Here is a 15,990-nt window from a genome sequence, read left to right as displayed (position 1 = left end):
TACCAGCGGAATCACGACCCGGACAATCCGCTGCCGGTGTTTCCAGGTCATGGTTGGACGACGACCGGTTCCAGCGGGGTGGCTCCGAACCATTCCGGGGCATACATCGCCTCCACCCGGGCCGGTGGCAGGTTGAAGGTGCCCGGATTGTTCAGACGCACCGTGTACTCCACACGCCACCGACCCTTGGGAATCCATTCATAATAGGCCAGGAAGCCATCGAAACGGCGTTCTTCAAAGGTGGCGCGTCTGGATTCCGATTCGTTTTTGCCCTGATCGAGAATGACGGAATCCCGACCCAGACCCGAACCCAGAATCGCGCTGCCCGCCGGAATCGGATCGTTCACCACCACCCAGCCCATATCGTTCTGGGCTTCGCACTCCAGCCGTACCCGCATCACATCCCCCTGGCTCCAGACCCCTTCGGTTTTGCGGACGACCGGGGTGATGGTGCGCTGAATGGTGTAGCCGTTGGCCATGGGTTTTTGCAGCGGAATGGCGGCCCGGCTTTGGAGGGTCACCCAGGGTTTGCCGGTGCCCTGATGGCTGAACAGCAGGGTTTGAGGGTCGGAGGGGGCGGGCCAGGGGAGGTCCAGAGTGGTGCCATGGGGGTTGGTCTGCCATGTGAAGTCGAGTCGATGACCTGCCAGTTCCGCCTGACTGGTGCCGGTGATGGTGTCGGACTCCAGACGTTTGGCCACCTGTTGCATGGCCACCACGCCCCAGGCGTTGGCGGGAGAGGAGGCCCAATGGCCTTTGACCTGTCGGGTCAAGGTGCCCCGCACCAGTCTGGGCAGATCCTCCTTCCAGGCCGGGTCGTTGAGCACACCGAGCAGCAAGCGGTTGAGATTGGTTTCCGCGGAGACCAGCAGCCACCACAGGGAGTCGTTGGGTTCGTTGGCCATACTGACCGTTGTGCCCTGCCACAAGAGACGGTTGCGCAGGTTCTGGGAGGCGTCCTGGAGTCGTTGGGTACGGTTGGGCAGCGTGGGGGTGCGGTTGAGCAGATTCAGCCAGTCGATCACCCCGGAGGTGGGCAAATGGCGCGGCTCGATGGAAAGAGAGCTTAACGCTTCGTTGGCGACCGTCTGGAACCGTGAAATGGCCTCCAGGGCAGCCAGTTTGCGCAGATTGAGATCAGCCGCAGGCAAAGGGGAGCGACGGGAAATTTTGCCCTGGACGAACTTTTGCAGCCCCTCGATCATTTTCTTGCGGGTTTCTTCCGGAATGGTCCAGCCGGTTTCGTGACTGATGGCCAACAGATAGCTGGTCAGGGCGTCGCTGCCGTGTTCGAGACGGGGAAAGAATTTGGCCAGTCCATCCGCATCCAGGTAGGTGGGCAGGGCGGAGGCCAATTGTTGCCAGAGGTTGGTGTCTTGCAGGGAGACCGCCTTGGAGACCCGTTGCTCCAGACAGGTGTAGGGATAGGCCGCCATGTATTCCCGCACCCCGGAAAGATCCTGGGTGAGACGGTCTTGCACCTGAAGTCGCACCCCGCCCCGATTGGGCAGGGCGTCGGCGGGTGGACGCACGGGGATTTCCAGTTTGGCTTCAGCCGAATGCACGACAGCCTGCATCACGTTGACCGGATGAACCGGAATCACCTCCTGGGAGACGCTGAGATGATCTTCCGCCCCTTCGGCGTTGGCGGCAAGACGCCAGTTGAGCTGCCGTATATCGAGAGGCACCGTCACTTCCCAACTGGCCATCTGGCTGGCTCCGGGTTCCAGGGTCATGGGAATGACGGGCAGGGAGGGCAATTGCGGGGGAGTGGCGACACCGGCAATCGGCGGAGAGGACAAGGTGGCTTGCACCTGGATCGTCAGGGGGCGCGCACTGCTGTTGCGCACGGTGAATCCGGCCTGGAAGCGATCCTGTTCCCGCACCAGCGGAGGCAGGGCGGAATGGAGGATCAGATCCTGCGTGGTGCGAAACGAGGTGGCACCGGTCCCGAAAAGATCGGTGCCGGCATGGGCCACGGCCACCACCCGGAACGAGGTGAGCTGATCGTTGACCGGGATGGTGACCTGGGCGCGACCATGGGGATCGAGTTTGACCCGGCCTTTCCAGAGCAGCAGGGTATCCAGCAGTTGACGTTCCATCGTGAGACGTCCGCCGCTGCCGCCGGGGCGGAAAGATTTGCGTCCGAAGTGGCGTCGTCCGATCACGTGTTCCAAGGCGGTGCTGGTTTCCACCTGGATCGGTCGTTTTTGCATCATGGCGGACAGCAGGTTCCAGGAATCGTTGGGTTTGAGTTCCAGCAAGCCCTCATCCACCACCGCCACCGCCAACTCCGCATCCGCCGGTAACGGACGGTCGGCGGGAGGCGTCACCTGGATGGTTGCGGTGACCGTATCACGGATTTTGCACACCGACTGATCGGTGGACACTTTGACGGTCAGTTCATGGGCTTTCCAGCCCACCTTGAGTTTGGCATAACCCAACCGGAAGGCGGGTTTTCCCAGATCAATCACCGCAGTCGGTTCGACCCCGGTGACCCGACCCCGAACCGCCAGCGCCGAAATGAACACATTGGGCGCGAAATGGCCCCGGATCGGCACCCGCACCGTGGGATTTTCCCCGGTGACGGTACGGGTGAAACTCTCCAGGATGCCTTCCCGTTCCACCGTGATCAGCACCGTGGCCTCCCGGAAAGGCATGCGCAATTGCAGTACCGCCTCTTCTCCCGGATCGTATTCCAATTTTTCCGGCAGCACATCCATGCGGTTGTGGTGATCCACATCGAACCAGACCTGTTCGTTCTTGTAGACCCACAGGGATGTATTGGCATAACCGGGTTGATTTTTCGCATCCACGGCTTTGGCTTGCAGAATCACATTGCCATCCACCTGGACCGGTCCTTCACAAAAGATCAGCCCCAAGGCGTTGGTGATGCCGGAACAGAATTCGGCAACCCGTTTGACCTCCTGGTGATGCACATAATCATAATAGCCGCCGAGCAACCGTTTGCGATGGGAGAAGTTCAGGCGTTGCAGAAGATCCACCGAAACCGGCACCCTGGCCATGGGTTTCCCCTGGGGATTCAGGGCCACCACCTGGACTTTCAAACGGTTTTCACCTTCGTGCAGGTTGTCGGTCTTGATGCCCAGCACGATTCCGGATGGCAGGCGGGTCATTTGGGTGGACGCCGTCACCCGTTCGCCGTTGGCGTCCTGGAACTCCATTTCCGCCAGCAGGGTTTGAGGCGTGGTGGTGGGGGCCAGTCCGGAGAAACTGGCACGGGCACTGCCGGCGTTGTCCAGGATCAGGGATTGCACCGGCAGGATTTTGTTTTTCCCTTTTTCCGGTTCGCCATCGGCTGCGGCGTTTCCTTCGGGTTTTTCGATACCTTCCCGAACCGGGCCATTGGCGAACTGGAATTCTTCGTAGTCGTCGAAGGCGATGGTTTTCGGTTGCAGCATGCCCCGCAGTTGCACGGGCAACTGCCGGGCTGCGCCGCCGGAAAGATGGTGCGCCTGAAGATCGAACGAAACCCGGCCCGAATCGGTTGGATCGTTGGGAGCGGGTGCGATGGTGGCCTTCATGGTGGGAACCCGGAACGCGTCCACCCGGAACGAGCCGGAGATGGGGATCATGGCCTCCGGGATCGTGGGGGAGATCAATTCGACGACGTAATGGCCGGATTTGGCCTCCTTGGGGATCGACCAGCTTTGCACCGCAACTCCGTGGTCGTCCCATTCCAGGGGCAGCAGGGCATAGATCTGTTCACTGCCCTGATGGCGAATACGCGCCTGTTTGGGTCCGTCGCGCAGATTCGGCTGAGCAAATCCCTTGGCCACCAACTGGCGGGCGATATGTTTCATGGAGACGGTTTCGCCAGCCCGCAGCAAGGTACGATCAAAAATGGTGGTGAAATGGGTACTCGTCTGGAGCGGATCCGTCGTGAGCAGGTTGAATTGATGGAGTTCAATGCCCTTGTCCCACGACGAAAGGGTGAAGGTGGAGTCTTCACCCGACTTGGCGACAATGACGAATGCGTTGTTTTCGCACTGGGGCGGGTTTTTGTTGAGGGGCACGGGATTCGGCAGAATCATCACCCCTTCGGCGTTGGTGGATGCCTCGTGGATCGGCGTGCCGGCGCAATCGGTGATGGATACCTGGGCACCCGCCACCGGTTTGCCCTCATCCAGGGTGGTCACCCAGACCAGGGAAGAGGACTCCCCCCGTTTGTAGTGGGCCACCAGATTGGTAACCAGCACCGCGGTCGGCACGTAATAGGGTTTGTTTTCCCCATGGAGCGAGGCGCCGAGCCGATCACTCGCCAACTCCACCACATAATAGCCGGGACCGGGCAGGGGAATGCCCATCACCTCGAATGGTTTACCGCCTCCGGGTCTGGGAACCGAAAAGGTCTCCAGTTTGGCTTGTGGATCCGATTTCAGGGACTCGAAGACCGAAATTTCTCCAGGCCGATGGGGAGGGGTGTCATCCGCGGCGTTTTGGGCGGCTTCGCCTTCCCCGTCGTTGTCGTCGGGTTCTTTTTTGTGACTGCGGGCCTTGTCCACCCGTGACATCCAGGAGACAAACTCCCAGGGATTGTCCACACGCAGCCAATGACCCCGCACTTCCGAGGGTTCTGGCCCGGAATCCGTGACCGATGGAGTCGGCGTGCTTCCCGGACTGACCGGGGATGTCGCGTCGGGTTCCCGGGCTTCGGAACCTGGATGTTCCGGGTCCAGGGGCAACAGGGACTCCAGGTTGCGCAGGGTGACGGGGAGCATGGCCCCTCCTTTGGCCTCGATGATGCCAAAGGGAGCGGAAAATTTGGCCAGGGGGGGCGTCGGATCGGTTTGGACCTTCAGGGGAAAGCGGTCCTGATTGAGCAAAGCGCGCCCCGCGTCATCCCGGAGGGTGGGGGGGATCTCCAGCGTGAAGGTCTCTTCCACCGGAAAAGGACCGGGCAGCGTGATTTGATTTTCCCAGGACTGGGTGTCTGTGGTGTTTTTCTTGTCGTTCAGATCCCGTTGCAGCGTCGAAGGATAGAGGGTGCCGTTTCTGCCTTTGAGCCGAATCCGCAGGGCATCTTCGCGGGAGATGGGGGCGGAAAAATGGAGCGTCATGGGCAGAATCGGCATGCATTGGGCGTTCTTGTTGGCACGACTGCATTCAAAGGTCGCGCTGAACGGGGAACGTACCTTGAATGACAGCCGTTGCGGTTTGCTGGATTCGATCTCCCCTTTGGAACGGATCCCCTTGTCCCACACCAGATCGAAGCCGGTATCGTTGGGAAGACGCCGTTGACACTGGGCGGCTACGATCGGGGAGTCGTCCCAGGTGGCCATGGCGAGCCATTGGTCCATCGGGGTGGCATTTTTCGGCAAACGACTGGCGTAGAGGGGGCCACGGCCACCGGACATCAGTTTGTCCAGATGGGAGTTGGCAAAATAGCCCTGGACTTTTAAGAGGGTCTGGAGTTCATCCCCACTGAGCAACCGGACTCCGATCCGTTCCCCAATGCCGGGAATGTCGCAATACAGATGGGCCTGAACCGATTTCCTGTCCAGCAGCGTGTTGGCGGCGAGAATGAAAACCTGATCCTCGGTGACGGTCTGATACGGAATATAAGACAGAATGGCGGGTTCGCCGGTGATGAAACGGTAAGATGGTTCTCCTTTCACCGGCTGCTGGTCGAGGCCGCGCAGCTCGGATCGGGGGGTGAAAATACACCGGACGCCCGCGGGCAGATCGTGATCGAATTCATACAGCCAGTTGCGACTGTCGAGCCAGCGGCCCTGTCCGGCCACGGGACAATTCACCGCAAAAGGGGGTGTGGTCTGTCTGGAGACGCCAAAAGGCACCATCGGCTGACTGTAGCGTACCGTTACTTGCCGGGTGTTGGTTTTAAGCAGACCTTGCGGGGTGAAGTTTTCGATCTGGACCGGGGGGGGATTGTCTGGTTTATGGTCCTGGGCCTGGGCAACCCCTGTGACCAGACACCAGATCAGCACGGCAATGGCCAGAAGAGACAGAGGCTTGCCTTTCCGGATGTCACGAAAGGCGGAGTGGACAAAGGGGAAAAGCGGGTTTGTATTGGGCATGGATCCGGATCCATAAAGGTTGCGCGTTACGTCCAGCAAGCTTCACTTTGCTTTTATATCATCCTCGCAACCTTCAAGGCCAGGGAGTCTTTCCCCCTGCTGGCCTGCCACCGGAAAAACAATCCATCCTGTTAAAACTGTTTCTAAATCGGCGTGCCACTGCCACTGGAAAGGTGCTGAATGCGCTCTTCCGTGGGAGGGTGAGATGCCAGGAAGTTCGTTTCGGAGGCTCCTGATTTCCTGGTCTCCTTGAGCCGCTTGAGCAAATTGACAAAATGGGACACGGGAATGCCGTTTTTCTGGAGATGGTGCAAGGCGTGGTCATCCGCCTGCCGTTCAAACTGGCGGGAGTAGTTGGCATTCAAGGCCAGATTCATCATGATGCCCGCGGCTCCGGCAATCGAGGTCATGTCGCCGGTCACCCAGGCCGTGATCGCCAGCATGGTGGAGTTTTGCACAAAGGTTTGCACCCCGTGGCGGTACTGCAAATGGCCCAGTTCATGGGCCATGATCGCGATCAGTTCCTGATCGTTTTGGGTCAATTTCACCAGTTCGTCCGTCAATACCACCTGTCCCCGGGGAAAGGCGAAGGCATTGGCCCCCAGTTTGTTTCCTTTGCGCAGAAAAAGAAAATATTTGGCGTGTTTCTTTTCGTTTGGAGGAATGGCGCGAAACAAGGTCCGCAGTCGTTCCTGCTCGCGGGGGGGCAGTTCGGAGGCCGTGAAGGCTTTCATCTGGTCGAGGGCTTCGGCGGCTTCTGGTTCGGTGGAGACCAGAATGGTGTTTTCCGGCAGGGCCGTGGCGACCCATTCGGACAGGATCGGAATAAAAATAAAATAAAACAAACCGATGATCCCGGCAAACAGGGATGTCCCCGCCGCCAGGAAAATCCCCAGTTTTCGGTCGGTCTGGGTGATGGCCCGATTCTCGGCGGAAGGCAGCAGTTCCCGGGGCTGATTTTTCTCCAGGGGATGACCGTTGTGGTTGAGCCAAGTCAGTCCAAGCATGATGTTGTGTTTCTGGACGATTCTTTGGGAGAGGGCCAGACTGTAGATGGTGTCGAACAAGTTCACGGCGACCGCGATCGCGAACAGCAACGCGGCATAGGTCCATTCACCATTGAGCATCCAGAAGATGAGGATGCCCACCCCACAGGCTCCGGCAATCAGATCCCGGAGAAAGGAGAGCCATCGTCCCAGGTAAACATGATGCAACCCCAACAGGCCCAAGGACCAGCAGAGCACCACGAAGGTATCCGGATCCCGCAGTCGTGGATTGACCGCGTTGTAGTACTCCCGGCGTTGGGCGTCGGGCAACTCCCGGAGATGGGCGCGCAACCGGTCTTCCAGTTGATCCAGATCCTTTTGAGGCAATTCAAAATCAAAGAGGCTCATGGCAGGGGATCATCCAGGGGTTGGATACGGTTGGGATCGCGGCAGCGATGGATCCGGTTGGCGGCCAACCGGATCCCTTGCCACAATCCATACTTTTCGAGTGCCTGAATGGCATACTCGGAACAACTGGGCGTAAAATTGCAATCCACCAGAAGCGCACGCCCACCGCCTCTGGCCTGATAGCCGCGGATCAAACGGATCAAAAAACCCCGCATCCGTCAACGGCCCATGGTGATGATCACTGCTTCACGGGTCCAGAACAGAGCGAACCGCTTTTTTTCGATGACCTGAAACACCAATTGCCAACCTTCGGCGGCAAGACGATTGAGTTCGGCTTCCATTTTTTGCAGGGGAAGGCCAGATGCACCGAGAAAGATGGTGCCACAACCACCTTCGACCACATGCAATACTTTGTATTCCTTGAATTGTGCCGTCATCCTGAAGACTCCCTGTCGTTAAGATTGACTATTAATGCAATCAATTAATAATATCATTTCAAGTGCATTCAGGTCAAGTTCATCTTCAATATCGCATTTGATTTTTCTGGATACGGAATCCAGATCGATATTCCAATGGACCGGGTGCTGTTTGGTGAATCCAAATGGGTAAAGGAGGGGCGTGTGATGCCTGATCCTGGACACAGGCTGATTTTGCTGCCGTCGCCGCATGCGATCTCCCGCCGGGGACTTTCGGCGACTTGCAAAATAAAGCTCCAGGACTTGCATGGCAATTTATTGTCATTCCTGTCATCCTGTCAATTTATTTTAAGTTTGTTGTATTTGCTTTAAATTATGTTTTTCGGCTCGTCAAACAGTTGAAATTGTTTTATGTGGTCAATACGTAAGTCAACACAAAGATTACGTCCTGGCCAATGTGTGTGAGTGTCTGTATAATGAATACCCTGATCATGTTAATATTCACAAACTTACCTAAAACAGACGATCGGCCTTGACCCATGCCCGATTTCTACGCAAAAAAAGGGTTCTTGAAACGCGAATCGATCCTTTATCGCATTGCCGATACGCATGACGAAGGGTCCGGACGCACTCATAAAGGCGGATTCAGCCCTTGCGGAGAGATCATGCACGAACCTTTGATCGTGAACACACAAACGCTGCTCGATCAATTCCGGGATGCCCTTGAATCCTTTGACCGCTCCCGTGCCGAAGCATTGTTTCAACAGGCCTTGGCCATGGATCCCCCCCTCGACATGGTGGAAAGTCTCATCGTGCCCACCTTGGAACGTATCGGGAGTGATTGGGAATCGGGTTGCATCGCCTTGTCCCAGGTCTACATGAGTGGTCGCATGTGCGAGGATCTGGTGAGTCGGGCTTTTGATGCCGAACATACGGAGATGCCTGAAGGACAACCCAGGCGGGCTATTGTGGTGCTGCATGATTATCACATGTTGGGCAAACGGATCGTCTATTCCATTCTGCGCGCCAGCGGCTTTCCATTGCTGGATTACGGACGCCTGAGCGTGGAAGAGTTGGTGGAACGGGTAATCGTCGATCGGGTGGAGGAACTGCTCATCTCCGTTTTGATGCTTCCTTCCGCGCTCAAGGTGCGAGAGGTTCGGAACGCCCTGCGGACCAAAGGGGTGGCGGTGCGCATTCTGGTGGGTGGGGCGCCGTTTTTGTTCGATCCGGATCTGTGGCGGGAGGTGGGAGCGGACGCCATGGGACGCAACGCCGCGGAGGGGATTCGCATTCTGCGCCAATGGGAAGGGCAAAATCGATGATGACCGCCATGCAACGGGTCTTGACCACTCTTTCCCATCGGGAACCGGACCGGGTGCCCCTGATCCTGCTGACCACCATGCATGGCGCCAAGGAACTCGGACTGACCATCCAGGACTATTTTTCCCGTGCGGATCATGTGATCGAAGGACAGATGCGCCTGCGGCGCAAATATGGGGGGGATTGCTTTTTTCCGTTTTTTTACGCTTCGCTGGAAATCGAAGCCTTTGGCGGTTCGACCCTGTTCGTGGAGGATGGTCCGCCCAATTCCGGCGCTCCGGTGATTCGAGACTTCAGCGACATCGATACCCTGGAACCGCCCCGGGTGGCCAGCACGCCTTGTCTGTTCCGGGTGTTGGAGGCCATTCAGGGACTGAAACGGCAGGCCAAAGAGGAAATTCCCATCATTGGTGTGGCCGTCTCCCCGTTTTCCCTGCCGGTGATGCAGATGGGATTCGACCGTTACATTGAATTGATCTACGAACACCCGGCGCGTTTCGCCCGGTTGATGGCGGTCAACGAGGCCTTTTGCGTGGATTGGGCCAACGCCCAATTGGCCGCCGGGGCCACGACCATCTGTTATTTCGACCCGATCTCCTCCACGACCAACATTCCCCGTGAGCTATATCGGCAAACCGGTTATCCCATTGCCTGTCGCACCCTGGCCCGCATCCAGGGTCCCACCGCCACGCATCTGGCCTCAGGACGGGGCTTGACGATTGTTGACGAGATTGCGGCCACCGGTTCCGCTGTCGTGGGCATCAGCACCCTGGAAGACATCTCCGCCTGGAAAATTGCGGCACACGGAAAAATCACCCTGCTGGGGAATTTGAACGGTATCGCCATGCGTCGCTGGAGCGCGGAGGAGGCCGAACGGGAAGTGAAAGAGGTGATCCGGGTGGCTGGACCGGGGGGAGGATTCCTGCTGTCCGACAACCATGGCGAAATCCCCTTCCAGACACCCGACGACGTGTTGCTGGCCATCGGCGAGGCCACCCGCCACTGGGGCCGGTATCCTCTGGAATGGGTGGATGCGTGAGGCATGAGTGATACCTTGATTTGCGTGTTGTGCTGTCACAACTTCCATCCGGATCTGCTTGCCGCGGCGCAAGAGGAAGGCTGGAGCGATGTCCAGGTGATGGCCTATCCGGTACGATGCGGGCGTCCGGCCATGCGTTGGGAGGAGTTGGAACCCCTGCTGCTGCCGGGCACCTCCGGGGTGGTGATTCTGGGGCGGGCCTGCCTCACCGGTCTGGATGCGCCTCCGGACCACTGGCCCATGACCCGGATCGATCGTCAGGCGGAATGTTTCCATCTGGTGGCGGGCAAGACCCTGGTGGCTGAGGCCATCAGCCGGGGAGCCTATCTGATCACCCCCACTTGGCTGGCCACCTGGCCGGATCATCTGGCCTCCATGGGATTCCAAAGCGATCAGGCCGGCGAGTTTTTTCACGATTTCGCCCGGGAACTGTTGTTGCTGGATACCGCTATTCTGCCGGACGCCGACGACAGGTTGCGGGAGTTTGGCGCAGCGGTCAGGCTTCCGGTGCGGCGTCTGGCCGTGGGCCTGGACTACACACGCCTGCTGTTGCAACGGGCGGTCAACGGGTTGCGTTGGGAAACGGAACGACAACGCGCCAGACAAAAGGAACTCCGTCAGACCCGGGATATGGCCGATCTTTCGGCGGCCATGGATTTCTTGGGCCGTCTGGTTTTGCTCAAGGACGAACCGGAAGCCATTGCCGCCATCGAAGAGATGTTCCGCATGCTGTTCGCTCCCACCGAATTTCATTTCGCGGGTTGGGTGGATGGGGCCTGGCAATCCATGGACCGGATCCCGCCGGCGTTGCAGGAGCAGATTCGGCAGTTGCATCGGGAGTGGGCCTGGACCCGCTCGGGTGAGGGATTTCTGCTGCGCCTGGATCGGGCGGGACACACGGTGGGGACCATCGCGATCGATCATCTGGCGTTTCCCCATTTCCGGGAGCGTTATCTGGATACCGCCCGTTCCCTGCTGGGCATCTGCACTCTGGTGATCGAAAACGCCCGGACGCTCCAGCGTATCAAATGGACCGAGGCCGCTTTGCGTCAGGCCACCAATACCTTGCTGCAAGAAAGCGAAATACGCTTCGAGGCCACTTTTGAACAGGCCGCCGTGGGTATCGCGTTGGTATCTCCCGAGGGGCGCTGGTTGCGGGTCAATCGCAAGCTGTGCCAAATCGTGGGTTACGACCATGACGCATTGCTGAACCTGACCTTTCAGGAAATCACCCATCCGGAGGATCTGGATACCGATCTGGATTATGTGCAGCGCATGCTGGCCCGCCAGATCGAGAACTATGCCATGGAAAAACGGTATTTCCGCAGGGATGGCAGCGTGGTGTGGATCAATCTGACCGTCTCGCTGGTCTGGAAGGCCGATACCACTCCGGATTATTTCATCGCCGTCATCGAGGAGATTCAGGCGCGCAAAGAGGCCGAGGCGGCCTTGCGGGAGAGTGGAGAAAATCTGCGGGAGGCGCGGCGTCTGGCCGGATTGGGCGACTGGAAATGGGATCTGCGCACCGACACGCATACCTGGTCGGAGGAAATCTACCGTCTTTATGGACGGGATCCCGCTTTGCCACCCGCCAGTTATCCGGAGGTTCGGAGTTATTTCACCCCGGAAAGCTGGACGTCCATGGCCGCGGCCATCGAGCAAAGCATGGCAACAGGCAAGCCCTACGTGTGTGACGCCGAGGTGATTCCAGGAGACGGTGGACCCCATCGTTGGATCACCACCCGGGGTGAGTCTCTGTACGATGCCGATGGTCGGATTCTCATGTTGCGTGGCACGGTGCAAGACATCACGGAACGCAAACACGCAGAAGAGGAGATTCGCCTCCTCAACGCCGAACTGGAGCAGCGGGTTCAACAACGCACCGCCGAACTCGAAGCGGTCAACCAGGAGTTAAAAGAGTTCGTTTATGTGGCCAGTCATGATCTTCAGGAACCGCTGCGCACCATGAACAGCTACGCGGAATTTTTGCGGGAGGATGTGGGCGAAGCGACTCTCAACGAATCGGCTCAGGAGGATTTGCGTTTTATCACCGATGCGGCGAAACGCATGCAGACCCTGGTATGGGATCTGTTGGCCTATTCCCGTTCCGGGCGGCTGGAAGTCAGACATCGCCCCGTTGCGCTCAACGATTGTCTGGCAGCCGTGCAGGAGAATCTGCAAACCAGCATGGTCGAGAGCCACGCCTCGGTCACCTGGGAAGATCTGCCCACGGTGCGGGGAGAGGCCACATCCTTGATCAGCGTTTTTCAGAATCTGATCGGCAACGGCATCAAGTTTCGTCGCCCGGGTGTGGATCCCATCCTGCGGGTGGAGGCGGAAGCGAACGGAGCACTCTGGGTGATCCGGGTGCGCGACAACGGGATCGGCATGGAGGGAAAATACTTAGAACAGATTTTCCAGCCCTTCAAGAGGCTGCACAGCAAAAAAGAGTACCCGGGCACCGGTTTGGGATTGGCCATTGTCAGAAAGATCGTCGAACGGCACGGTGGCGTGATCCAGGTCGAGTCCACTCCCGGACACGGCAGCCTGTTCACCCTGACCCTGCCTGCCTGGATCGGACAAAACCAAAACCCACCGGATCGGGAGGCGGTTCCATGAAGCACAATCGGGTCGGCATTTCATGGCTGCTGATCGGATTGCTGCTCATCCCTGCCGGTTTTGTCCTGTTTGCTTTTTCCCGCGACAAGCTGGAAAAACTGACCATCGCTTCTGTGGAACTGCCGACGGTTGGCCTGCTTTTTCTGGCTGAGGCCGAGGGATTCTTCGCCAAGGAAGGGTTGGAGGTGACGTTCAAGGACTTTTCCGTCGGTCGGGATGCCCTGACGGCAACCCTGAAGGGCGAAGCGGATATTGCGACGGTCTACGAAACGGTGGCAGTCCTCAACATCCTCAAGGGCGAACCGATTGCCATGGTTTCCACCCTGCATCAATCCTCCCGCAACACGGCGCTGGTGGCGCGCAAGGATCGGAAAATCGACGCCCTGGTTGACCTGATCGGCAAACGCATCGGTGTAACCTTCAATACGAGCGGTATTTTTTTTCTCCGCTCTTCCCTGAACAGTCAGGGCATCGCCACGTCTCAAGTGACGCTGGTGGATACTCCGCCGGATCGCATGGTGGCCTCCTTGCAATCGGGAGCGGTGGACGCCGTGGCCACCTGGGCGCCCTTTACCCACCGGGCGGTTCAGGCCATCGGAGAAGACAACGCCACCTTGTATCACTCCGATGTCTACACCGAGATTTCGTTGCTCGTCGGACGCCGGGAGGCGCTCGTCGCCAAACAGGAAGCGCTGACTCGTCTGCTGCGCGCCTTGCTGCGGGCGGAAGCGTTCCTGGTCGGCAGAACCGATGAGGCCTACGCCGCGATCGCCAGACGATTGAACATCAACGATGAGGAAATGCGCAAAATCCGAGGGGATTTCACCCCCATTCTCACGTTGGACAATATCCTGTTGACCATCTTGCGCCAGGAGGCGACCTGGTTCGTGGAAGCGGGTGGATTGCCCGGTCCCGTTCCCGACTTTCGTTCTTTCCTGTTTCCCGCCCCCCTGGAAGGCGTCAAACCGGAATACATCACCATTTTGTGAATTCAAGGAACGCAGTCGTGCAGTTATTATTCTTCAAATCTCATGAGGAAACGCCCCGGTGAAGCTCGGCGTGCGGATCACTCTGCCCGTGGTATTGTTGGCCGTACTGTTTTTCGGCGTCATGGGTTGGCTGTTGATCGCCTTTCGTGACCTGGAAGCCAACATGTCCCTGGCCAATGACCGGATTGCCCGGGTGACCAACCTGACCTTTCGTCTGAATACCCTGGACAGCCATATAAAAAATATTCTAATCGCGCATCGCCACAAACCCGACAAAAAACATCTGGAGGAAATCAGTAGCCATTTTAGAGAGTTCCGAGAAACCATCCAGAAATTGGCGGAACGATTGGATACCGATCAAGAGCGTCGTCTTCTGACTCTGTTCGCCGATGCCTGGAGCGGGCAGGAGGCCATTATCCAGGCGTTCATCACGGCGATCGAGGCAGGAGACGAAACCCATATCACCCTTTTGTATGCGCAATGGCGTGCCAAGGGGGAGATGCTGGACGCCTTGCATGAGGACATCATGGGGCATGTCAGTCGTCTGGCGGGCAGGACATTGGAATCTTTGCGCCATTCCCGTTCCCTGTTCGTAATTCAGTTGGCCGTATTGGTGATTTTCGCCGCCCTGCTCATCGGCGCGACCCTCGATTACCAACGCCGCAAGATCATCAAGCCGTTGCAGGCATTGACCCAGGCCGCCGACGAAACCTCCCTGGGACGACGCGAACGTGTCGTCTGCGTGGAAAGCGACGATGAAATTGGACAATTATCCACCTCTTTCAACCGAATGACCGATTTGCTCCTGGGCGCCAACGCCGGTCTTCAGGAAAAAGTCCGGGAGCGGACAATGGAGATGGAACAGGCGATGCTCGAAACACGCCGCTATGCGGAAGAACTTCAGGCGGCCAACCGGGAACTGGAGAATTTCAATTTCGCCGCCAGCCACGATTTGCAGGAACCTTTGAGAATCATCCTGAATTACACCTCCGCCCTGCCGGGAGACCTGGGCCACGACATCAGCGCGGAGGTTCGGGAGGATCTGCGTTTCATTCAGGAGTCCGCCATTCGGATGCGTCGTTTGATTCAGGATCTGACGGCCTATGCCCACACCCGGGGAACACAGCTTTCCTGGCGGTTGGTGGATCTGGACAGTTGTTTGCGCGAAGTGATGAGGCGGTTGCAACAACCCGTGGCAGAGGCCGGGGCGCGGGTTGTCTGGGATGGATTGCCCAGAATTCGAGGAGATGTGACCCTGTTGACCCATGTCTTTCAACATCTGGTGGATAATGCTATCAAGTTTTACCGACCTGAATCCCCCCCCAAGGTGAACATTTCCGCCACGGAAACGGCGACCGGTTGGGAGATCCGCATCGCCGACCAGGGAATCGGCATTGAACCCCGTCACCGGGAGCTGATTTTTCAGCCTTTCAAGCGGTTGAACCGGCGGGCGGATTATGCGGGCTCCGGCATTGGCCTGGCCATCGTCCGGGAGGCGGTCAGACGCCATGGCGGGGAGATCCGGGTGGCGGATCACCCCGCCCAGGGTACTGTTTTTGTGCTGTTCCTTCCCCATGAAAACGACGGGGCCGCATGCGATGCGGTTGTGCAACGTGGATGATTTGTGGTGATCCTTGCCCGCAAGGCAGGATGACTTGATATGGCACCAGAGACGAGAGAGGATGGCATGAATTTTATGACCAAAACCGGAAGACCGGCCAACGTGTTGTTGGCTGAAGACAACGAACCGGACCAACGCACCGTGCAACGCGGGTTCGCCAAAGCCATGCTGGCGGTGCGGCTTTTCATCGTCGATGACGGCGAAGCCTGTCTGGAGTTTCTAAGAAACCAGGGCCGGTATGCGGACACTCAGGCTTATCCGCGTCCGGACCTGTTGTTGCTGGATATCAACATGCCCAAAATGGATGGACTGGAGGTGTTGAGGCAGATTCGTGCCACTCCCAGTCTGCGCACTCTGCCGGTGGTCATTCTGACCACCTCCGATCAGGAACGGGATGTGATGGCCTCTTATGGCCATGGAGCCAATGCGTTCATCAGCAAACCGGTGGAACCGAGCCGATTCATGGAAACGATACAGAAGCTGGAAGAGTTCTGGTTTGAATTGGTGATCATTCCCTCTGGTCACTGATA

At 58.1% G+C, this 15,990-nt stretch carries 10 protein-coding genes; 6 read left to right on the top strand and 4 right to left on the bottom strand.

Going from position 1 to position 15,990, the window contains the following annotated elements; translation table 11 throughout:
* Nucleotides 1-47: 47 nt before the first annotated feature.
* The 4 genes from HQL98_10450 to HQL98_10435 all read right to left on the bottom strand — a co-directional run bounded on the left by HQL98_10450 (nucleotide 48) and on the right by HQL98_10435 (nucleotide 7,890).
* Nucleotides 48-6,059, bottom strand: a complete 6,012-nt coding sequence (locus HQL98_10450; GenBank protein MBF0272471.1) for an alpha-2-macroglobulin — start codon at nucleotides 6,057-6,059, stop codon at nucleotides 48-50.
* 143 nt (nucleotides 6,060-6,202) lie between these two features.
* Entirely contained in the window at nucleotides 6,203-7,453 is a 1,251-nt protein-coding gene (locus HQL98_10445; protein ID MBF0272470.1) for a M48 family metalloprotease, read from the bottom strand.
* Complete coding sequence (locus HQL98_10440) at nucleotides 7,450-7,668, bottom strand: membrane protein insertion efficiency factor YidD (protein ID MBF0272469.1); 219 nt, start codon at nucleotides 7,666-7,668, stop codon at nucleotides 7,450-7,452. Before HQL98_10440 ends, HQL98_10445 begins: the two co-directional genes overlap by 4 nt.
* 3 nt (nucleotides 7,669-7,671) lie before the next feature.
* Nucleotides 7,672-7,890 carry a DUF4177 domain-containing protein gene (locus HQL98_10435; protein ID MBF0272468.1) on the bottom strand — a complete coding sequence of 73 codons (219 nt, stop codon included), beginning with the start codon at nucleotides 7,888-7,890 and terminating at the stop codon, nucleotides 7,672-7,674.
* A gap of 644 nt (nucleotides 7,891-8,534) precedes the next feature.
* On the opposite strand from HQL98_10435, the gene HQL98_10430 reads away from it, so the two are divergent.
* The 6 genes from HQL98_10430 (at nucleotide 8,535) to HQL98_10405 (ending at nucleotide 15,988) form a co-directional block, all read left to right on the top strand.
* Nucleotides 8,535-9,194, top strand: coding sequence for a cobalamin-dependent protein (locus tag HQL98_10430; GenBank protein MBF0272467.1), 660 nt, complete (start codon nucleotides 8,535-8,537; stop codon nucleotides 9,192-9,194).
* Nucleotides 9,194-10,231, top strand: a complete 1,038-nt coding sequence (locus tag HQL98_10425; protein ID MBF0272466.1) for a uroporphyrinogen decarboxylase family protein — start codon at nucleotides 9,194-9,196, stop codon at nucleotides 10,229-10,231. The genes HQL98_10430 and HQL98_10425 overlap by 1 nt, the downstream gene beginning before the upstream one ends.
* A gap of 3 nt (nucleotides 10,232-10,234) precedes the next feature.
* Entirely contained in the window at nucleotides 10,235-12,850 is a 2,616-nt protein-coding gene (locus HQL98_10420) for a PAS domain S-box protein (GenBank protein MBF0272465.1), read from the top strand.
* Nucleotides 12,847-13,839, top strand: a complete 993-nt coding sequence (locus HQL98_10415; protein ID MBF0272464.1) for an NrtA/SsuA/CpmA family ABC transporter substrate-binding protein — start codon at nucleotides 12,847-12,849, stop codon at nucleotides 13,837-13,839. The genes HQL98_10420 and HQL98_10415 overlap by 4 nt, the downstream gene beginning before the upstream one ends.
* A 58-nt stretch (nucleotides 13,840-13,897) precedes the next feature.
* A complete protein-coding gene (locus HQL98_10410) occupies nucleotides 13,898-15,460 on the top strand; it encodes a HAMP domain-containing protein (GenBank protein ID MBF0272463.1) in 1,563 nt (520 codons plus the stop codon).
* Between the two features lie 75 nt (nucleotides 15,461-15,535).
* On the top strand, nucleotides 15,536-15,988 hold the full coding sequence (locus HQL98_10405) for a response regulator (GenBank protein MBF0272462.1): 453 nt from the start codon (nucleotides 15,536-15,538) through the stop codon (nucleotides 15,986-15,988).
* Nucleotides 15,989-15,990 lie beyond the last annotated feature (2 nt).

The organism is Magnetococcales bacterium (assembly GCA_015231755.1).
In the GTDB taxonomy this organism is placed as follows: Bacteria; Pseudomonadota; Magnetococcia; order Magnetococcales; family Magnetaquicoccaceae; genus Magnetaquiglobus.
This window is presented reverse-complemented; position numbering and strand designations above follow the sequence as displayed.